This window comes from Bradyrhizobium sp. JR4.3, from assembly GCF_040547695.1.
GTDB classification, from domain to species: Bacteria; Pseudomonadota; Alphaproteobacteria; order Rhizobiales; family Xanthobacteraceae; genus Bradyrhizobium; species Bradyrhizobium canariense.
In genome coordinates this window covers 21161-40310 of record NZ_JBEPQF010000032.1, presented here as the reverse complement: position 1 = coordinate 40310, position 19150 = coordinate 21161, and the positions used below count along the sequence as shown (strand labels likewise).

Annotated in this window: 20 protein-coding genes; 9 read left to right on the top strand and 11 right to left on the bottom strand. The window is 65.3% G+C overall.

Annotated elements, in window-relative coordinates:
* Positions 1-43: 43 nt before the first annotated feature.
* The 4 genes from ABIB91_RS33480 to ABIB91_RS33465 all read right to left on the bottom strand — a co-directional run bounded on the left by ABIB91_RS33480 (position 44) and on the right by ABIB91_RS33465 (position 4912).
* Positions 44-1183: an ABC transporter ATP-binding protein gene (locus ABIB91_RS33480; RefSeq protein ID WP_354170877.1), complete on the bottom strand. Its 1140-nt coding sequence runs from the start codon at positions 1181-1183 to the stop codon at positions 44-46.
* A gap of 134 nt (positions 1184-1317) precedes the next feature.
* Positions 1318-2886, bottom strand: coding sequence for a DUF4403 family protein (locus tag ABIB91_RS33475; RefSeq protein WP_354170875.1), 1569 nt, complete (start codon positions 2884-2886; stop codon positions 1318-1320).
* A 136-nt stretch (positions 2887-3022) separates the two neighbouring features.
* Positions 3023-3661, bottom strand: a complete 639-nt coding sequence (locus ABIB91_RS33470) for a Vgb family protein (RefSeq protein WP_354170873.1) — start codon at positions 3659-3661, stop codon at positions 3023-3025.
* Between the two features lie 30 nt (positions 3662-3691).
* On the bottom strand, positions 3692-4912 hold the full coding sequence (locus tag ABIB91_RS33465; RefSeq protein WP_354170871.1) for a helix-turn-helix domain-containing protein: 1221 nt from the start codon (positions 4910-4912) through the stop codon (positions 3692-3694).
* A gap of 147 nt (positions 4913-5059) precedes the next feature.
* Here ABIB91_RS33465 and ABIB91_RS33460 point away from each other — a divergent pair, with 147 nt between their 5' ends.
* Both ABIB91_RS33460 and ABIB91_RS33455 read left to right on the top strand, forming a co-directional pair.
* The gene (locus ABIB91_RS33460; RefSeq protein WP_354170869.1) at positions 5060-5854 is read left to right on the top strand and encodes a DUF899 domain-containing protein; all 795 of its coding nucleotides are present in this window, start codon (positions 5060-5062) and stop codon (positions 5852-5854) included.
* Entirely contained in the window at positions 5847-6122 is a 276-nt protein-coding gene (locus ABIB91_RS33455) for a hypothetical protein (RefSeq protein ID WP_354170867.1), read from the top strand. Before ABIB91_RS33460 ends, ABIB91_RS33455 begins: the two co-directional genes overlap by 8 nt.
* Here ABIB91_RS33455 and ABIB91_RS33450 read toward each other — a convergent pair.
* Both ABIB91_RS33450 and ABIB91_RS33445 read right to left on the bottom strand, forming a co-directional pair.
* On the bottom strand, positions 6119-6640 hold the full coding sequence (locus ABIB91_RS33450) for a GNAT family N-acetyltransferase (RefSeq protein WP_354170865.1): 522 nt from the start codon (positions 6638-6640) through the stop codon (positions 6119-6121). The two genes, ABIB91_RS33455 and ABIB91_RS33450, sit on opposite strands and share 4 nt — an antisense overlap.
* 2 nt (positions 6641-6642) lie before the next feature.
* Positions 6643-7122: an Lrp/AsnC family transcriptional regulator gene (locus ABIB91_RS33445; RefSeq protein WP_354170863.1), complete on the bottom strand. Its 480-nt coding sequence runs from the start codon at positions 7120-7122 to the stop codon at positions 6643-6645.
* Positions 7123-7254: 132 nt separating this feature from the next.
* On the opposite strand from ABIB91_RS33445, the gene ABIB91_RS33440 reads away from it, so the two are divergent.
* On the top strand, positions 7255-7650 hold the full coding sequence (locus tag ABIB91_RS33440; RefSeq protein ID WP_354170861.1) for a nuclear transport factor 2 family protein: 396 nt from the start codon (positions 7255-7257) through the stop codon (positions 7648-7650).
* Between the two features lie 13 nt (positions 7651-7663).
* Here ABIB91_RS33440 and ABIB91_RS33435 read toward each other — a convergent pair whose 3' ends face one another.
* Both ABIB91_RS33435 and ABIB91_RS33430 read right to left on the bottom strand, forming a co-directional pair.
* Positions 7664-8089, bottom strand: coding sequence for a c-type cytochrome (locus ABIB91_RS33435; protein WP_354170948.1), 426 nt, complete (start codon positions 8087-8089; stop codon positions 7664-7666).
* 100 nt (positions 8090-8189) lie between these two features.
* The gene (locus ABIB91_RS33430) at positions 8190-8891 is read right to left on the bottom strand and encodes a L,D-transpeptidase (protein ID WP_354170859.1); all 702 of its coding nucleotides are present in this window, start codon (positions 8889-8891) and stop codon (positions 8190-8192) included.
* Between the two features lie 273 nt (positions 8892-9164).
* On the opposite strand from ABIB91_RS33430, the gene ABIB91_RS33425 reads away from it, so the two are divergent.
* From ABIB91_RS33425 to ABIB91_RS33415, 3 genes are all read left to right on the top strand, one after another.
* On the top strand, positions 9165-10217 hold the full coding sequence (locus tag ABIB91_RS33425; protein WP_354170857.1) for a glycosyltransferase family 4 protein: 1053 nt from the start codon (positions 9165-9167) through the stop codon (positions 10215-10217).
* Between the two features lie 36 nt (positions 10218-10253).
* On the top strand, positions 10254-10943 hold the full coding sequence (locus tag ABIB91_RS33420) for a class I SAM-dependent methyltransferase (protein WP_354170855.1): 690 nt from the start codon (positions 10254-10256) through the stop codon (positions 10941-10943).
* Positions 10944-11069: 126 nt separating this feature from the next.
* Positions 11070-11729 carry a hypothetical protein gene (locus ABIB91_RS33415; RefSeq protein ID WP_354170853.1) on the top strand — a complete coding sequence of 220 codons (660 nt, stop codon included), beginning with the start codon at positions 11070-11072 and terminating at the stop codon, positions 11727-11729.
* Positions 11730-11983: 254 nt separating this feature from the next.
* Here ABIB91_RS33415 and ABIB91_RS33410 read toward each other — a convergent pair whose 3' ends face one another.
* Positions 11984-13648, bottom strand: a complete 1665-nt coding sequence (locus ABIB91_RS33410; protein WP_354170851.1) for an aminotransferase class III-fold pyridoxal phosphate-dependent enzyme — start codon at positions 13646-13648, stop codon at positions 11984-11986.
* Between the two features lie 35 nt (positions 13649-13683).
* Between ABIB91_RS33410 and asd the strand changes: the two genes are divergently transcribed.
* Together asd and ABIB91_RS33400 are read left to right on the top strand one after the other, a co-directional pair.
* Positions 13684-14547, top strand: coding sequence for an archaetidylserine decarboxylase (gene asd / locus ABIB91_RS33405; protein WP_007600814.1), 864 nt, complete (start codon positions 13684-13686; stop codon positions 14545-14547).
* 66 nt (positions 14548-14613) lie between these two features.
* Complete coding sequence (locus tag ABIB91_RS33400) at positions 14614-15177, top strand: NUDIX hydrolase (RefSeq protein WP_219683407.1); 564 nt, start codon at positions 14614-14616, stop codon at positions 15175-15177.
* Positions 15178-15358: 181 nt separating this feature from the next.
* Here ABIB91_RS33400 and ABIB91_RS33395 read toward each other — a convergent pair whose 3' ends face one another.
* Both ABIB91_RS33395 and ABIB91_RS33390 read right to left on the bottom strand, forming a co-directional pair.
* Positions 15359-16831: a FecR family protein gene (locus tag ABIB91_RS33395; RefSeq protein WP_354170946.1), complete on the bottom strand. Its 1473-nt coding sequence runs from the start codon at positions 16829-16831 to the stop codon at positions 15359-15361.
* Between the two features lie 320 nt (positions 16832-17151).
* On the bottom strand, positions 17152-17925 hold the full coding sequence (locus ABIB91_RS33390; RefSeq protein ID WP_354170848.1) for a DUF2147 domain-containing protein: 774 nt from the start codon (positions 17923-17925) through the stop codon (positions 17152-17154).
* Positions 17926-18119: 194 nt separating this feature from the next.
* On the opposite strand from ABIB91_RS33390, the gene ABIB91_RS33385 reads away from it, so the two are divergent.
* Complete coding sequence (locus ABIB91_RS33385; protein ID WP_354170846.1) at positions 18120-18962, top strand: DUF2147 domain-containing protein; 843 nt, start codon at positions 18120-18122, stop codon at positions 18960-18962.
* Positions 18963-19150: the final 188 nt, after the last annotated feature.

Genomic DNA, 19150 nt, shown 5'->3' with positions numbered 1-19150 from the left:
CGATGTAGGTCCGCCCGCGTTGGAGCGTTGCTGCATGGTTGGATCAGACGGGATCGAGGGCGAGGCAGTCCTCCGGGCGGAAGGTGATGAACACGTCATCGCCAGGTCTCAGGCTGCCAGCTGTAAGGCTGCCAGCTCTCAGGCTGTCATGCGTCCCCGGCTGAAGCTTGACCATGAACTCCCTGTTGTCGGCGACGTCGAGCACGGCCAGCGCGTGGTCGCCGAGATAGATGGTGTTCTGCACCCTGGCCGGCAGTCGGTTCGGTTCATCGCTGGAGGTGCCATTCGGGATAATAGCGATCCGCTCCGGCCGCACCGACAGCGAGGTCGATGCGCCCGCGCCTGATACGTTGACCGCTCGTGCGGTCACGGCGCCGCCGCCAGCCAGCGCAACGCGGCAATATTCTTTCTCGACCGTCTCGACGGTGCCGGCCAGCACATTGTTCTCGCCGATGAAATGGGCGACGAAGCTGTTCACCGGATGCTCATACAGCCTGTCGGGCCTGTCGATCTGCTGCACGATGCCGTCGTTGAATACGGCGATGCGGTCCGACATGGTGAGCGCTTCACTTTGATCGTGGGTGACGTAGACGACGGTGATGCCCATCGTCTCGTGCAGTTGCTTGATCTCCAGTTGCATCTGCTCCCGCAGGCGCTTGTCCAGGGCGCCCAGGGGTTCGTCCATCAGCACGAGTTGCGGATTGAAAACCAGGGCGCGGGCCAGCGCCACGCGCTGCTGCTGACCGCCGGACAGCTGCCCGGGCCGGCGCTGTGCCAGGTTTTCCATCTTGATCATGCGCAATGCCGCTTTGACACGATCCTGCGCTTCGGCCTTGTTCGTGCTGCGGACGGATAGCGGGAAGGCGATATTCTCCGCAATCGTCAGGTGCGGAAACAAGGCGTAGTTCTGGAACACCATGCCGATGTCGCGCTTGTGCGGCGGCACATTCTTGATCGGCCGGTCCGCGAGGTAGATCTCGCCATGGGTCGGAACCTCGAAACCCGCCAGCATCATCAGGGTGGTCGTCTTGCCCGAGCCCGACGGACCGAGCAGGGTGACGAACTCGCCCTTCCTGATGTCGAGATCGAGGTTCTTCACCACGAGGTGCTCGCCATCGTAGGTCTTCTGAATGCCGGAAAAGCGCACCAGTGCCGGCGCAGGCGTGACCATGCCGGCTTCCATGTCGTCCTCGCGTTATCAGCCACAGTGCTGTCGGCACCTCGTCCGAGTGTGCGAGGAACAGCTTAGCATCCTCCGACCAGAATGCCAGCGGCGCAAGTAACGACGCGCACGGACCCGTCGAGGAAAGGCGCGCGCTACATTCCCGACAGTTTCGTCACAGACACATTCAGCGATCCGCCAGCTTCCGCGATCACGCGCAGCGTCTTGGAGTCAAAGGCGATGTCGGCCAGCGTCAGGCTGTCGATCTTCGCCTCGACCTTGACGCCGTCCTCGCTCTTCTGGAAATCGGCGATCGCGGCTGCGATCTTCTCGCGTGCATTGGCGGCAATCGGCTTCAGATCGATTGTCGCTTTCTGCACCAGCGCCTGCTGCATCTGCGGCACCACCGCGCGCGCCGCGGCACCCAGCAGGCCGAAGGCCGCCTCGGACTCCACCGCGAGCTGGATGTCGGCGAGCCGCAGCGTCTGCTGCGCCTGGTCGAGCATCGGCCGGCCCCAGATGTGCACGGTCGCTTCGGCGCCGAGACCAAGCCAGCTCTTCTTCTCCTTGGCGCGCACCAGCAGCGAGATCAGGAGGCGCTCGCCCGACGGGATCACGTTGACGCTTTTCACAGTGACGTCCACGGGACCGGAGCCATCCTCGGGATAGGTATGGCCGACCATCTGCGCCGCGATCAGCTTGTTGATCTCGGTGAAGGGCACGTCGATGGGTACGCCGATGTTCACGCCGGTGCCGGTCGGCGGCACGATCGAGATCTTGTCGGGGAACGGGCAGTCGGGCTTGGTCGGCGTGGAGGTGACGCGCGTCTCCGCTTCCAGGCCCATCAGCAGCGTCACGGCCTGCGCGTCGACGCGCGGCTGCGCGGCGATGGCGCGGATCGGCTTCATCTCCAACCAGAGCGGCGGCAGTGCGGCCGAGGAGTCCGAGCCTTGCAGCGGGATCGAGCGGCAAGCCTTGGCCCATTGCAGCTTCGCGTTCTCCCGCAAGGTCGGATCGTTGCGCATCCGTTCGGAGACGGCGTTGATTTGTTCGCCGACGGTCTTGTCGATCAGCGGCTTTACCTGCGCCGGCACGTTGACCTTGGCACCGGAGATGTTGAGGTTGGTGTCGCCAAGGTTGACCTGGGCGCCGAGATTGGGCTCGAGATGCCAGTTGGCCGCGAGCTTCGGCCGCGAGGTGACGACGACGTTGCCCTTGATCTCGGCGCTGGCGTTCAGATTCTTGATGTTGACCGCGCCGATCTGTTTCGCGGCATTGCCGCCGAGCACGCTGCCGAGCGCCTCGCCGAGCGCGCCGGTGGCTTTCGACGACAGCGAGCCCGTCACGTTCAGCTTGCCCGTGAGCGGCGTCGAGATCGTCAGCACGTCCTTGTCGCCGACAGCCGACATCGGCCCGCGCACGGCGGACCAGCCGATGTCGCCGTTCTCCAGGATTTGCGAGATCGGGTTCTCGGCCTTGCCGGCGAAATTGCGCGGAGCGGCCTTCTCGGCCTGCTCGCGGATCGCCGACAGCGCGATGGCGACCGGCGCCACCACGATCGAGCTCTTCGAGACCGGCGGCAGCGGCGGCAATTGCGCAACCGGCGGGGCGGAATTCGTCGCCCGCGGCGACAGCCAGTCCATCGCCTTGAGGCTGATGAAAAACGACGCCGCGAGCACCACGACGGCGATCAGGACAGTTTTCAAGTTCAGCGTCAGTCGCATCAATCCCCCAGGCCGCCCGGGCAGAAGTCTACAGGGCAGGCGAGGAGGGCGCTAGAGCCCACCCATGGGGTGGAATTGGGGCAAACATATTAACGGTTGCGAACGCGCAATTGCCGCGCATTCGTCATGGCGCACCCTAGCTGCGCTTCGGACGGCGCACCGTTCTCACATTGCCGCGATCTCCGCCACCGCAGAAGAAACGGTCGCCGCCATCGGACTCCAATCCTGACACCATCGTCCCGGCGGGCAGGTCGAGCTGCTCCAGCACCTTGCCCGTATCAGGGTCGATCCGCCTGATGTCGCTGTCCTCGCCTTCCCAGGTGCCGTGCCAGAGCTCGCCCTCGACCCAGGTCACGCCGGTGACGAAGCGCTTGCTTTCGATGGTGCGGAGAATTTTTCCCGTCTGGGGATCGACCTGATGGATCTTGCGTTCCCGATACTGCCCGACCCAGAGCGAGCCCTCGGCCCAGGCCAGTCCGGAATCGCCGCCGCCGCCAGGTGCAGGGATGGTGGCGAGCACCTTGCCGGTCGCAGCGTCAATCTTCTGGATGCGGTCCTCGGCGATCTGGAACAGGTGGCGGCCGTCGAACGCCGTTCCCGCATGCGCAGCGATATCGATGGAGCGGGTGATCTTGCCATCGGCCGGGTCGACCGCGTTCAATTTGTCGCCGGATGCGAACCACATATGGCTGCCGTCATAGGTGACGCCGTGCACGGCTTCGACGCCTGCAAAGGGCCCGTATTCCCTGACGATCTCGGCGGCTGAACGTTTCATCTGCTCGGTCCCTGTGGTGTGAATCCCACTTTACGTCTTCATGAGCGGTCCGGGGAGTAACAAGCCTGTCGGGAAACCCGGCACGGGCGGCGTCATCCAGCGCCGCGCCCGTCCGTGTCCGAAGGACTGTACCTTGTTCGATCGCGCCAGTTCTTCGAGGGCCCGCTGCACGGTGCGCGCGCTCGTTCCCAGCGCCAGCGCGAGCGCCGAGCTCGACCAGGGCTCGCCGTCGGAGAGGAAGGCGAGCACAGTCGCGTGCTTCTCCTCGACGGGCCGTGCCAGCACGAGGACGTCGCGCGTCTTGCGCGGCGTCAGCGCAAAACCTTGCCGCGTCGCGCTGATATCGGCGAGAGGCTTGAGCTTGGTGCGGAGCCGTCCGATTTCGACGCGCAGCCGGGCGCGATGCGATTCATCGACGTGCCTTGCCTGAAACGCGCCCGTGATCAACGCTTCCCGCGAGACATCGGCGGGCCAGGCCTGCGCCAGGATGCGGGCCAGCGCGAACAGCACCGGCCGCCTGCCGAGCGGCACGAGAATGCCTCGCCTGCGAACCGCGTGATGGAACGTGTCCACCACGACCGCCTCCGATGTTGCGAGGTCCTCGACCTCCTTGAGCAGCAGCGGCCGCTCGTGCCCGCGCGTGATCAGGCGCGCTGCGGGCGTGTCGAGCACGCGGCTCGTGCTTTCGACCTCGGCTGCAAGTGCGGGAATGCCGGCCTGCCGTGCTGCGCTCGCCGCGCGGCCGAGCGCCGCGCGCGCTGCTTTCGTTCGGAGCCGTCTGATGGCAATGCCGGCAATCACGAGCTCGCGGGCGACCTGCGCGGCCGGGGGCAGCGGCGTGGTGTTGATCTCGGCCAGCGTGCGCTCGGCCTCTTCGAGGCGCCCGAGAAGGAGAAGTCGGCGCGCCTCGATGTGACCCGCATGGGCGGCGTTGGCGAGGTCACCGTGGCTTGCGAGCGTCGCTCGCGCCGCCGCGAGCGTGTTGGCCGGCCAATTCAGGTCGCGCGAGACGAGTGCGATCTCGGCTTCCGCGACCACGCACCTGGCGCGCGCGACCGCCTCTCTCGGGCCGAAGGCGCGTGCGGCGCTGCGCAGCAACGTCTTCGCCTTGGCGAGATCGCCGAGCTGCGCCATCGCGATGCCGCGCAGCGCCAGCGAAGGTGCATCATTGCGCAGCGCAACGCGGTTCAGCGCGCCGAGCGGATCGCCGGCTTGGAGCGCGCGCGCCGCGGCCGTGATCAGCGACTCCATTCAAATCCCGCCACACTTGTTACTCCCACCACGCAACCGTCCGGTGCGAGAGATCGTTGACGGCCGACAATGTGCGGCGAGGGACGAGCGGTTCCGCATCTCGCACAGCGAGATACGGAACGGCCGCCCGGGAAAAGTTGGAGAGCCATGATGACATCAGCTGACAACGCAGGAAATAACGGACAAGCCGCCATGCAAACACCGCCGGTGGTGTCGCCGCAGGACTGGGAGGCCGCCCGTCAGCAACTGCTCGTGAAGGAAAAGGCACATACCCGCGCCCGCGACGCCCTGGCGGCCGAGCGCCGGCGCATGCCGTGGATGGAAGTCACCAAAACCTATGCGTTCGAGGGGCCCGGCGGCAAGGTCAGTCTGCACGACCTGTTCCAGGGCCGCCGGCAGCTGATCGTCTACCGCGCCTTCTTCGAGCCGGGCGTGTTCGGCTGGCCCGATCATGCCTGCCGGGGCTGCTCTATGGTCGCCGACCAGGTCGCCCATGTCGCGCATCTCAATGCCCGCGACACCACGCTGGTGTTCGCCTCGCGCGCGCCGCAGGCCGATATCATCAGGCTGAAGCAGCGGATGGGCTGGACCATGCCATGGGTCACCGTCACCGACAGTTTCGATGCGGATTTCGGCGTCGACGAATGGCACGGGACCAACGTGTTCTTCCGCGACGGGACGCGCATCTTCCGCACCTATTTCGTCAAGAGCCGGGGCGACGAGCAGATGGGCGGCACCTGGAATTACCTCGACATCACCCCGCTGGGACGGCAGGAGGTCTGGGAGGATTCGCCGAAAGGCTATCCGCAAACGCCGACCTACAAATGGTGGAACTGGCACGACAGCTACACCGAAGGCGCGGCGCCCGACAAGAAATGGGTCGAGATCTCGACCGCCGGCGAGAAGGCTTTTCGCGAGGAGGCGGCTGAAGGACGTGACTAGTCCCGCCAGCGCAACTGTCGGCGCGAGCCGCAATGGTGTGGTGGCCGCGCGTCACCTCGCCAGATGGCTGGCGCTGGCGGCGACGCCGACCTTCGCGATCATGGCCGTGCTGACGGCCATGGTCGATGGCCCGGCGGACATGCTGTGCGGCTCCGGACATGGGGCGATGCTCGGCGGGATGGTGCCGATGTATCTGCTGATGAGCGCGTTTCATTCGGCGGCGTGGCTGAGGCTGATTGCGGAGCGGTGGAGGGCGGTCGGCCGTTAAGACGGCCGCCGCGTCACCGCGGCCGCGTCGCTTCCGTCGAAGAACATGGCCATCAGGGTCTCATCGTAATATCGGCCATTGTATTTCAGCGCCTTCATCCCGCGGCCGTATTCGACAAATCCTGCGGCCACGTAGAGCCGCAACGCGGCCTCGTTGTCGCTGACGACGACGAGATGAAGCTGCTCGACGCGCTTTGCGGCATGCGCCGCGACCGCGTTGACGAGGAGCCTCCCTGTGCCGGACTTCCGTGCCCGCGACCGCACATACATGCCCCAGAGCACCCCCTTGTGTGCGGTCTTCGAGCCGTCCTCCCGGCGGAAGCCGGCGGTCCCCACGAGCTCGCCCGCGATGAACGCGCCGAACACGTCCGATATCGCGAGGCGCTCCTCGAACCATGCGAGTGGCTTGTCTTGTTCGCGTTCAAGCGTGCTGGTGAAAGCCTCGGGATTGCTCGCGAGCGCCTCCAGCCGGACGGGGCGGTAGAGCGCGGCGTCGGCTGGTGTCAGCAGTCTGATCATGGTTATGCGAGATGTGCCAGCGGCAGGGGTGCGCCGGCCTTGAGCGTCTGGAGTGCGATGCTGCTGCGAACCTCTCGCACGATGGACAGGTTGAGCAGCTTGTCGACGAGAAAGCGCTGGTAGTCCTCGAGCTCGGGCACGACAATTTCGAGGAGGTAGTCAGCTTCACCGGAGACGAGGTGACAGGCAACGACCTCGGGCATGGCAACGACTGTCCTTTCGAAGCTCAGCGCCTGGTCGTTGGCATGGCCGTTGATCTTGACGCCGAGGAAGGCCGAGAAGCCGAGCCCGAGGCGGCCGCGCCGGAGGGAGGCGCGGTAACCGTCGATATAGCCGTCGCGCTCCAGCCGTCGCACCCGTCGCAGGCAGGGTGACGGGGACAATCCGACCTTGTCTGCCAGTTCGATGTTGCTCAGTCGCGCGTTGGTCTGGAGTTCGGTGACGATGCGCCGGTCGATCGCATCCAGCTCGCATTTTGGCATGAACCGCATCCCGTTTGATCAAGGAGGGCGCAATGTTGCGCCGGAGGCTTCGAGATTAGCCCAGTTCGCAAGGACACGCCTCGGCTTTCCGTGGGATGGATTGCTCCGACTTTGCTGCTGATGGAGCGAGCCATGACCGAGAGCCCGAACCTTGCGCCTCTGCTGGAGGCCGTCGAACGCTACTTTGTGCTGATGTACGACGATGACGTTTCGCAGTTCGACCGCGTCTTTGCGCCGACTGCGCAACTCCATGGATTTCGCGACGCCGAATTGCGGATCCTGCCCGTTCGCGACTACAGGACGATGCTGGCGTCGACTGCGTCGCCCAAATCGAAGAATGCCCCGCGCCTTCAGGAGATATTGCTGGTCGATATGGCGTCGTCAGCGCAAGCCATGGTGAAAGTTCGCATTCGGATCGATGTGCTCCAATACGTTGACTATCTGGCGTACCACTGCATCAATGGGACCTGGCTGATTACCGCGAAATCGTTCCACGTGGAGCGACGGTATGAGCCGGCGGATACGTAGCGCCACCGCGATCCTATTGGCTGCCCATCGCCTCCAGATAGGCAATCACCTTCGCCGCTTCCTCCGCCGAGACGCCGCCATAGGGCTGCATCTTGTTGCCGGATACGACTTCGTCCGGCTTGACCATGAAGCGGATGAGTTTGTCCTTGTCCCAGACGAAGCCGGCTTCTTTCATCGACGCGGAATAGTTGTAGTTCGGCAGCGAGCCGGCCTTGCGTCCGACGATTTTATTGAGGTTGGGGCCCAGACGATTGTCGCCCTCTTTCACCGAGTGGCAGGTTCGGCAGGAATTGTTGAAGGCCTGTTGGGCTGCGTCGTCGCTCGCCGGCTGCTGTGCGAGCGAGGCGGGCGCGGTCAGCAGCAGCGTCAGTGCGCCGGCCACCGCGCGCATTCGAGTGCCTTGCGACATTTGCGGACGTGGTTGCATTCGCGCCTCCATCGGGATTGCGTCGCAGCACGCGCGCGCTTGGGGATACCGAGGGCAAACGAAAACGGCCCCGGTGGGTTCCGGGGCCGTTTGCGTCACAATGTCCTGTCGCTTACCGCGTCGCGGCGCCGAGATCCGCGCGGCGTTCCGTCATCGGCAGCACGATCACCTTGGTGCCGACGTTGACGCGGGAGTAGAGGTCCGCGACATCGTCATTGGTCAGGCGAATGCAGCCGGAGGAGACGTGCTTGCCGATGGTGTCGGGCGCGTTGGTGCCGTGGATGCGGTAGATGGTGCCGCCAAGATACATGGCGCGGGCGCCGAGCGGATTGCCGGGGCCGCCGGCCATGTGGCGCGGCAGATAAGGCTGGCGGGCGATCATCTCCGGCGGCGGGGTCCAATCCGGCCACTCGGCCTTCTTGGTCACCGACTGGGTGCCGGACCAGGTGAAGCCGTCGCGGCCGACGCCGATGCCGTAGCGTATCGCCTGGCCGTTGCCGAGCACCAGATAGAGGTAGGTGTTGGGCGTATCGATGATGATGGTGCCGGGCGCCTCACGCGTTGCGTAGGAGACGGTCTGGCGGCGGAAGCGGGCCGGCGTTTCGACGGCGTCCTGATCTTCGGACGGCGCGGCCTGATAGGGCGTTGCTTGATAAGGCTGGTATGGCGCTGCGATCGGCGGTAGCGGCTGGAAGAAGGGGAAGAGCTGCACGGGCGCGGCCTTTGCCGGGCCGGCGAACGCGATCGCGGTGACAGCCACTGCGCCAAACGCAACGGCGCGCGAATAAGTCTTCAACGTCTTCAGATTGATCATTGGTCGCCCCTGTTTGCGCGGTGTTTCTTGGTCACCCGGCACCGTTTCGGTGCTCTGTTGCGGAAATCACTAACGGAAAGAAGTTTCGGGACGTTTGCGCGGAAAACCGAAAACGGCTTCATGGCGGCAAGGATTGTTTCATGACGGTTTCGTGGCTGCGCGGACCCGTTAACGAACAAAACAGCGGGCCGACACTTCCATGACGTCACACGCCTGAAATATCCGTGGTTGATGGTCCAAAGCCGAGAATCATAAAAATCTCGGGATTTCCCCATGCGGGTATTAATCGCGACTGACGCCTGGCATCCGCAGGTCAACGGTGTGGTCCGGACGCTGACCTCGCTGGCTGGCGCGGCCAAGGCATTGGATGTCGAGATCGACTTCCTCACCCCGGACGGTTTTCGGTCGTGGCCGCTACCGACATATCCGGGGCTGCGCATTGCGCTGCCGAGCGGCAGGGAGATTGCGCGGCGGATCGAGAGGGCGGCGCCGGAGGCGCTGCACATCGCGACCGAAGGGCCGATCGGCTGGGCGGCGCGGGCTTATTGCCGTCGCAACCGGCTCGCCTTCACCACCTCCTACACCACGCGCTTTCCCGAGTACGTCTCGGTGCGGACAGCCATCCCCGCGAGCGTCGGCTACGCCGTGCTGCGACACTTCCACGATGCCGCCGCGATGACGATGGTGGCGACGCCCTCGCTGCGGCAGGAGCTCTCCGAACGCGGCTTCAAGCGGCTCGGCTTCTGGACCCGCGGCGTCAATACCGAGCTGTTCCATCCGGACTCTCCGGCCAAGCTCGATCTGCCCGGGCCGATCTTCATGACAATGGGCCGCGTGGCGGTGGAGAAGAACCTCGAAGCGTTCCTCTCGCTCGACCTGCCCGGCACCAAGGTCGTCGTCGGCGACGGCCCGCAGAAGGCCGCGCTCGAAAAGAAATATCCCGACGTGGTCTTCCTCGGCGAGAAGAAGAGCGCGGATCTCACCGCGCACCTCGCCGCCGCCGACGTGTTCGTGTTTCCGAGCCTGACCGACACGTTCGGCGTGGTGCAGCTCGAAGCGCTCGCCTGCGGCACGCCGGTTGCGGCGTTTCCGGTGACGGGTCCGAAGGACGTCATCGCGGATCATCCGATCGGCGCGATCGACCACGATTTGCGCGCCGCGTGCCTGCGCGCGCTCACCATGTCGCGCGAGACCTGCCGCAATTTCGCGCTGGAGCGCTCCTGGGAAAACAGCGCGCGCCAGTTCGTCGGCAACCTCACTTCACTTCAGCCCAGCCGTGCCTTGCGCGCCTCGCCGATCATGGCGCGGCGGCCGGTGCGCGGTTGACCCAAAACGTTTCGAACCACAGCGAGAACCTCATCGATGGCTAAGATCATGAACCTTGACGGCACCCAGCAGCTCGACCTCACGCGTGGCACGGTCGAGCAGGCCTATGACCGCTGGGCACCGGTCTACGACCTCGTGTTCGGCGGCGTGTTCGCCAAGGGCCGGCAGGCCGCGATCGCGGCCACCAACAAGATCGGCGGCCGGGTGCTCGAGGTCGGCGTGGGCACCGGCATCTCGCTGCCGCTCTACGCGCCGCATCTGCGCATCTTCGGCACCGACATCTCGGAGGCGATGCTCGACAAGGCGCGCCAGCGCGTCACCGAGGGCAAGCTGAACAACGTCGAAGGCCTCGCGGTAATGGACGCCGAGAAGCTCGAATTCCCCGACAATTCCTTCGACGTCGTGATGGCACAATACGTCGTCACCGCCGTGCCGAACCCGGAAGTCGCGCTGGACGAATTTGCCCGCGTGCTGCGCCCGGGCGGCGAACTGATCATCCTCACCCGCGTCAGCGCCGATACCGGCATGCGTCGCTTCATCGAGCAGAAGCTGCAGCCGGTGGTGCGTCCGCTCGGCTTCCGCACCGCCGAGTTCGCCTGGTCGCGCTACGCCAAATGGCTGGCCGGTGCCAAGGGTATCGAGCTCGCGGAGCGCCGCCTGATTCCGCCGCTCGGTCATTTCTCGCTGGTGCGCTTCCGCAAGCTCGACGTCGCCAAGGCGGCTTGACCAGAAGCTTACGCGTCGCGTGCGTCACCGCGCCACCGCACATCGTCACATGACAAAATGATGATGTCACACGGCCTACATCGAATCCCTGTAAATCCTGAGCCCGAAAGCATTTTGGGGGAGAGCATGATCAAGAACTATCTCGAGCAGCTGCGGATCCAGCGCTGGGACGACCATCGCTACTATCACCACAGCCGCATCAATCAGAGCCTGCACTTCGTCAGCGCGCTGAGCTTCCTGTTCGCCTATGTCTGGCTGTTCGTCGACCCCATGATCTCGGCGCTGGTCGGCTGGCTGGTCTCGATGACCTCGCGCCAGGCGGGTCACTTCTTCTTCGAGCCGCACGGCTACGACCAGATCAACCAGGCGACGCACGAGCACAAGGAAGAGATCAAGGTCGGCTACAATCTTCAGCGCAAGGTGGTGCTGATGTCGATCTGGGCGCTGTCGCCACTGGTGCTGTTGGTCGATCCCACGCTGTTCGGACTGTTCACGCCCTGGGTGGGCGCGACCGACTTCATGCGGCAGGTCGCCAAGATCTGGCTCGTGGTCGGCGGCGGCGGTCTCATGTTCCGCACGGTGCACCTGTTCTTCATCCGCGACGTCGAGACCGGCCTCGTCTGGATGACGAAGATCCTGACCGATCCCTTCCACGATCTGATGCTCTACCGCAACGCGCCGCTGGCGCTGATGCGCGGCGAGCTGATGGACCCCGGCTTGCACCTCAAGCCCGAGCACACGCTGGGCCTGATCGGCGAGCCCACGCTCGAAGAGCAGCACGCCTGAGCGCGCCGTTCTCACCAAGGCCTCCGATGTCTGATGGTTGCGTCATGCCCGGGCTCGTCCCGGGCATCCACGTGTTGGGCCCGGCCGCTGCGTTTTCTTCGCCTCGCCCAGCGTGCGGGGAAGTGGAATTGAGCGCCGCCACAGACGCCGTCATTCCGGGATGGTCCGAAGGACCAGACCCGGAATCTCGAGGTTCCGGGTTCGGCTCTTCGAGCCGCCCCGGAACGACTGTGTGTTGGAGCGGAGAATCGACCTTAGCGTCCGAAGCGCTTGGCCAGCATCTCTTTCAGGATCTGCCGCTTGATGGTCTTGTTGGTGAGGACGCCATCGTGCCACCAGAAGCCGTCGGCCTTCATCTTCTCGGCGGCGCGAACGAAACGTTCGGCGACCTCGGTGAAATCGGCATCGGTGTAGTTCAAGCTGAAGATCAGCCGGCCGGTGCCGACCCAGCTCAAGGACAGGCCTTCGGCGCGCAGGTAATATTGCAGCATCCAGTTGTAGCGGGACGGGGTGGTGTATTTTACCGTCCAGATCGACGAGAAGTTGGCAAACCGCACCGGCAGGTCGGCATCGCCCATCATTTGGTTGAGCTTCTGCGCGCGGCCGCTCCAGGTCTCGTCCAATCCGTCATAGATGGCGCGGAAGTTCGGGCTGGCGAGCCGGCTCAGAAACTCGTCCATCGCCGTCATGACATAGGGGTGCGAGTTGAAGGTGCCGCGGGCGAAGCAGACGTCGGCGGGGCGGTCGTCGCGGAAGCGGCGCATCAACTCCTTCTTGCCGCAGACCACGCCGACCGGCAGGCCACCGGCGAGGCTCTTGCCGTAGGTCACCATGTCGGCCTTGACGCCGAAATACTCCTGGGCGCCGCCTGCCGCGAGACGGAAGCCGACGAAGACCTCGTCGAAGATCAGCACGATGCCGCGCTGGTCGCAGACCTCGCGCAGCGTCTTGAGCCACTCGGTGTAGGCGGTGCGGTCAAAATTGCCGCCGCGAGAGGAATCAACCAGCGAGGAGTCGCCGGGCGCGTTGCCATTCGGATGCAGCCCCTGCAGCGGGTTGACCAGCACGCAGGCGATGTCCTTGCGCGTCCGCAGCACGTGCAGCGTCTTCTCCGACATCTCGGCGAGGGTGTAGGTCTCGTGCGCGGGAATCGGATTGCCGACTCCAGGCTGCACGTCGCCCCACCAGCCATGATAGGCGCCGGCGAAACGAACGAGATGGGTGCGCCTGGTGTGATAGCGCGCGAGCCGCACCGCCTGCATCACGGCCTCGGTGCCGGACATGTGGAAGGAGACTTCGTCGAGGCCCGAGATCTGGCACAGCCGCGCCACGTTCTCGAGGATGACGGGATGGTAGGGGCCGAGCACCGGTCCGAGCGCGTGCGCGCGCTTCTCGGAGCCCTCGATGCATTCCTTGTAGAAGTCGTTGCCGAAGATGTTGACGCCGTAGGACCCCGTGAGGTCGTAGGAGGTGTTGCCGTCGACATCCGTGACGGTGACGCCGCGCGACGACTCCAAGAAGGTCGAGGTGCCCAAATGCTCGCGGACGAGGCGCGAGAACTGGAACGGCACGCGGTAGGTTTCGGTGAAGTGCAGGTCGGAGATCTTTTCCGCCGCGTCCTTCGTCATCGCGCGGCCCTTGGGGTAGCGCTCGGCGTAGAGACGCGCGAGACGGAAGAAGCCGTCCTTGCGCTGGGCTGCGACGTTCGCCGGCGCGCCGTCGCAAGCGAAGTACGCATCGCCTTCGAATTCGTAGAACGGGAGCAGCTTTGCCACCCGCCGGGACATCTTGGAGTGCCCGGCGAGCGAGCGGTGCTTGGCGCGGGACAATTCGATCCGTGCCTTGATTTTCGGGAAGGCGGCGGCAGCGGACGCTGCGGCGGCCACGGACAAAGAAAGAATCGGGAGTGTCGTTTCCATGACAACAAGCGCTAATACTGCGAGCTGACAGATTCATGACAGTCAAAGCCCTGATCGCCTCTTTCACCCAGCAGGAAGACCTCAACTTCCTGCTGACCAACCGCATCCCTCGCGCGGCGCTAACCCGCTTCATGGGCTGGTTCTCGAAGATCGAGAACCCGCTGGTGCGGGACGGCTCCATCGCGCTGTGGAAGCTGTTCTCCGACCTCGATCTGTCGGAGGCGCGGAAAACGCATTTCAAGAGCCTGCACGACTGCTTCACCCGGGAGCTCAAGCCCGGCTTGCGCCCCTTTGATCCGGACCCCTCCATTGTCGCCAGCCCGTCCGACGGCATCGTCGGCGCCCATGGCCGGATCGCGGACACCGAGCTGTTCCAGGTCAAAGGCGCGCCGTACTCGCTGCTCGATCTGCTCGGCGATTCCGCCCTTGTCGATCAGCACCGCAACGGCTCCTTCGTCACCCTGCGGCTGACCTCGAGCATGTATCACCGCTTCCACGCGCCCTTTGACGCGCATATCGAGCGTGTCACGTTGATCCATGGCGACGTCTGGAACGTCAACCCGATCGCGCTGAAACGGGTCGAGCGTCTGTTTTGCAAGAACGAGCGCGCAGTGATCCGCACGCATTTGCCGACGGGCGAAGCCGTGACGCTGGTACCGGTTGCCGCGATCCTGGTCGCGAGCATCCGTCTGCATTTCCTCGACATGGTGCTGAATGCCCAGACGAGAGGGCCGGTCAATTTTCCCTGCGACGTCAACGTGAGCAAGGGCGAGGAGCTCGGCTGGTTCGAGCATGGCTCGACCATCATCATCCTCGCGCCCGGCGATTTCACCTTCTGCGACGACATCGCCGAGGGCACGCGCATTCGCGCAGGTCAAGCGCTGCTGAGAAAAAACTAGCCTTCAATCAGCCGCGTCGGCCGCCTATATCGTCCCTGGGACGTTTCTGCGACGACGGATTTGGTGATGGCACGGGCGCCGGTGATGGCGGCGGGTGGTATTGTGCTGCGGCGAGGTGCGCCGCCGCTGATCGCCGTCGTGCGCCAGCGCAAGCGCAACGAATGGGTTTTGCCCAAGGGCAAGCTCGACGACGGCGAGACGCCGAAGCAAGCCGCGCATCGCGAAGTGCTGGAAGAGACCGGTCACGAGGTCGCCATCCACGAATTTCTGGGCACGCTCGTCTATCAGTCCGGCGGGCGCTCCAAGGTCGTGCATTTCTGGCGCATGGAGGCCGGGGACGGTCCCGTCCGCAAGCTGATGAACGACATCAAGGCGGTCGACTGGTTGACGCTGGAAGACGCGCTCGCGCGCCTGTCGCGCGAGTACGAGCGCGTGTTTCTGACCCAGGTCGGCCCGATCGCGCTCGCGGCGGCAGGGCTTGCGCCGGTGGATACCGACGTCACACCGCCGCTCGCGACCGAGGATGTCGATGCAGCCTTGCAGACGCTGACGCCAGCCGAAGCGGCTTCGGACGAGTTGCGGCATGGTCTCTTGCAGAAGGTGAAGGCTTGGCTGCGCGGCGAGGCGTGAGTTCTCCTCGCGCGCAGCGTGACGGTGCACCCTCGCCCCTTGCGGGAGAGGGTGGCTTTGCGAAACAAAGCCGGGTGAGGGGTCTCTCTCCACGCGTCAAGCTGTCGATGAGTTTTCGCCGATAGAACCCCTCATCCGGCGCTTCGCGCCGCCTTCTCCCGCAAGGCGAGAAGGAAGAAAGTCACCGCCGCTCCTTCTCCTTCGGAACTGGTGCTGGCCTTCGCGGCGCTGCGGGGCGTTGCGCGGCGGGGAGGCGCTGCTGGAATCCGCCCGGGCGTTGCATGCCCGGCTGTCGAGCAGCGGGCGGCTGGCCGGGCTGCATGCCGGTGGGGGGAAGTTGCGGCTGCGGACGGGGCTGCTGGTGCGTTCCGGCCGGCTGCGGCGGCGCGACTCCGCCGGGCTGCGCCGGAATCTGCCCACCGCGTTGCGGCCGGGTTTGCGGCGTGCCGTCAGGCTGCGTGCCTTGACCGGTGCGCGGTGGGCCTGCCGGACGTCCCGCGCCTTGCTTCTGGCCTTGCTGTTGCTGACCCTGACCCGCGCTCGGCGTACCGGGCTGGACGGCGCCGCCTTGGCCCGGCGCTTGACCCTGTCCTTGGCCCTGCCGCTGGGGCTGGGCGCCTTGGCGGCCTGGCGTGCCGGGCTGCTGCTGGCCTGGACGGTTGTTCTGACCGGGCTGACCGTTCGGCCGCTGCGGCTGTTGCGGCTGTTGTCCTGGCGCCGTATTCGGCCGCAATTGTTGCTGTTGCGGCGGCTGGAACGGCCGCGGAATGCGCGGGCTCGCGGTCGGATTGGCGCGGCGGAAGTCGCGCTGCTCGGTGACGATCTGCCGGCCCGTGGTCTGCGCCAGATGCACCTGGCTGACGAAGCCGCGGTCGCGTGCGATCTGCTGTGGTGCGATCGTGATCGGCACCGCGGCAAAGCGCATGACGCCTGCCGCGGCCGCGCCCGGCCGGATCGCAAAACCGCTCGCGCCTTGCGTCAGCGCGCCGAGCCGCGTCCCGCTCGTGCGGTCGTCGACGTCGATGTGTCCGACCCGGCCGTCGGCGTCGGGATAGAGCTTGATGTTGACGTTGTTGGCGTTGTTCGCGGCCGGGCCTTCCGGCACCTCGACGACGCCGGTGGTGCCGCGGATGCCGAGCGTCGCCGTCGGCGTCGTGATCTTCATGTCGCCGGTCTTTGCCACCGCCGCCGCGACGAAGGCGACCGTGCCCTTGCCGATGTCGAAGATTCCTGCGTTCTGTTTGCCGCCGTCCTCATAGACGTAAGTGTCGATGGTGATCTTGGCGCTGGCCGAGAGGTTGAACGTGGTCGCGTCGTTGAAGGTGATGCCGAGCGAGGAGTTCGACGAAGTCTGCACGACGTCGTTGAGATAGATGTCGTCGCGTACCCGCAGCGGATAGGAATTTTTGCCGCGGATCACGGTCGCGATGCCCGTCACCGTCGCGACGTTGCCGATCGGCTCGATGGCGGCGGGCTGCGCCTCGGTCGCGGGAACGGGTGAAGCCGATGGCGTCGGCGAGGGGGCGGGCGACGGCTGCGCTTGTGGCTGCGCCTGCGCAAGCTCGATCGCATCGGATGCGAACGCAACGCTCGCGCCGGCCGGCGGCAACGCCAGCAGCACAAGCGCGAACATGAAGCGGCGCCAGGCCACGATAAATGTCACGAAGAGTCCCGGTGAGAAACGCGAGGCGAGATCGACCGATATCAGCCGGGTACAGCTGAATGGCGGATGAATGTCTATCGCACGGCGGCGGTGAACGTTCAAATCCAACTCTTTCCCCTCATGGTGAGGAGCGCGCCCTTGCGCGCGTCTCGAACCATGCAGGCCCGCTCGCGATCCGGGCCTTTGCCCTTCGAGACGCCTGCTTCGCAGGCTCCTCAGGGTGAGGGGATAAACTGAGACTGTCGCGCATGATCCCGGGTCGATGCTTCGCATCGCCCGGGATGACTATAGAATGGGACGATGGTGGTGCGTCAGCTCACGCGCTTCCAGGTCTGGCCGCCGCAGAACATGCCGCCGAAGGCGCAGCCCTGCACGCGCATTGCATTCGGGCCCTTCATCGCGATCGTCGAGTCGTAGTTGCGGCCGGAGTCGGGATCGTGGATGCGGCCGCTCCACTTCGCGCCGTCGGGCTTCATGTTGATCAGGATACGCTCGTTGGTCTTCGCGGCGTAGCCGCAGAGATTGACGCCACACTGTTCGACGCGGACATTGCCCTTGTTCTCTTCGGTCGCCCAGACGCCGATCGGCGTGTTGGCAACCGCGACAGGCGCGGCGGGCACCGGCGCCGGAGCGGGGGCCGGAGCAACCGCGACGGGCGCGGGAGCCGCAGCGGGCGCGGTCTGCGTCGTGGCGTCGTAGCCAGCGGACGGAGCAGCGGCAACCGTCGTGCTCGGTGCCGCGATAGCGGGCGCTGCCGGCGCGGTCGCCTGCACGGGGGCCTGCTGCACGGGCTGCTGCTGCTGCACCGGAGCCGGCGCCGGCTGCGCAGTCGTGGCCGGAGCCGGCGTGGTGTCGAGGTCATCATCCTTCGAGCCAAGGCCCTTGAGGTTGATGTTGTTCAACTTGATCGGCTTGTCGGACAAGCCCGGCGCGACGATGGTCACGCAATTGAGCGAGGCGCAGTTGCGCGGCGTCTCGATGCGGATGTTCTGGCCTTCGATCTGGAACGAGATCGCATTGCCGGCATGCGCGGCGGCGGTGGACGCGAGGAAGAGAGCGGTGGCGGCGATGGTGAGCTTGTTCATGACAACCTCCGAAGAATGTGTGGGTCCCGATGGGACTGAAGTCGCGGGTGGATGAAGCGTGGTTCGACCCTACGCCGGGCCGGTCGGACCTTCTGTGATGGGCGTCACAACGGCTCCCCGGTGCTGGGTGACGCCGCGCACATTCAGTCGCTGTCCATCTGCGTAACCTCGTCTCGACACAGAGGGAGGCGCCGATGATGCGGCTTGTGACGTCGCTTGGCACATTGATCGCGCTGCTGGCGATTGCGCCCGCAGCCGAGGCCGGCTCCTACGCGTTCTCGATCGGCGGTCATCGATTCCGGGTCGACTCGCCCAGTCATTGCCGATGGGCTTCCTGTGTCTCGGTTTCCTCCCATCGCAGCTTTCGGCCAGACGTCGATACGACACCGGCGCCGGTGCTTCCGCCGCCGCAACCGCTCTATCCCGTGGCTCCGGTCAGGCCAGCGCAAGCGATTGCGGTCGCGCCTGCGACGGCGCCGGCGGCTCCTGTTCTTGCCTCAACGACGGCGCAGCACGTTGTTCTGCCGCAGGCGCCAAGCTCCAATCCGCCACGGGTGGAGCTACCGCGGATGGATCCGCCGAAGACCGTCGCGCTCGATCCGCCGCGCATGGAGGCACCTGTCGTCGCGCCAAGGCCGGAGATCAAGCAGGCCATGACGAGCCCAGAGCGCGGCGACGACGAGCCGGCCTATTTGCCGCTCGGCGAATGGGAGAGCGCAGGCGCCAAGGGCATGGTCCGCATCGAACGCTGTGGACCGGCACTGTGCGGCTTCGCGCTCACTGAAGCGTCGACCAGGGGCGAGAGCGTGCTCGTCAACATGAAGCCGAAAACACACGACGTCTGGACCGGTAACATCTACAGCCGCTCCAGCGGCAGTACCTATTACGCGAGGATGACGCTGAAGAGCTCCGGCAAGCTTCACGTCGAAGCCTGCGCACTGGGCCACTTCTGGTGTTCCGGAAACGACTGGACGCGAGCCGAAGAGCGGCCGGAGAAACTGATCACGACGTCGCGCCAATGGAGTGCGCGGTCGTAAGGGAAGCGTTCGATACCGCCGACTGAAGCCGCTAGATCATGCCGAGCACGATGGCGCCGACAAAGGCCATGGCGAGGTACGCGGTGATAACGCTCAGTCTCCCGGCGAACGTCATGATGTCGCTCCCGCTGTCGCGCCGCTTTGCGCGAGAGCGTCATGGTTAACAGAAAGTCTCTTTCCGAAAAAGT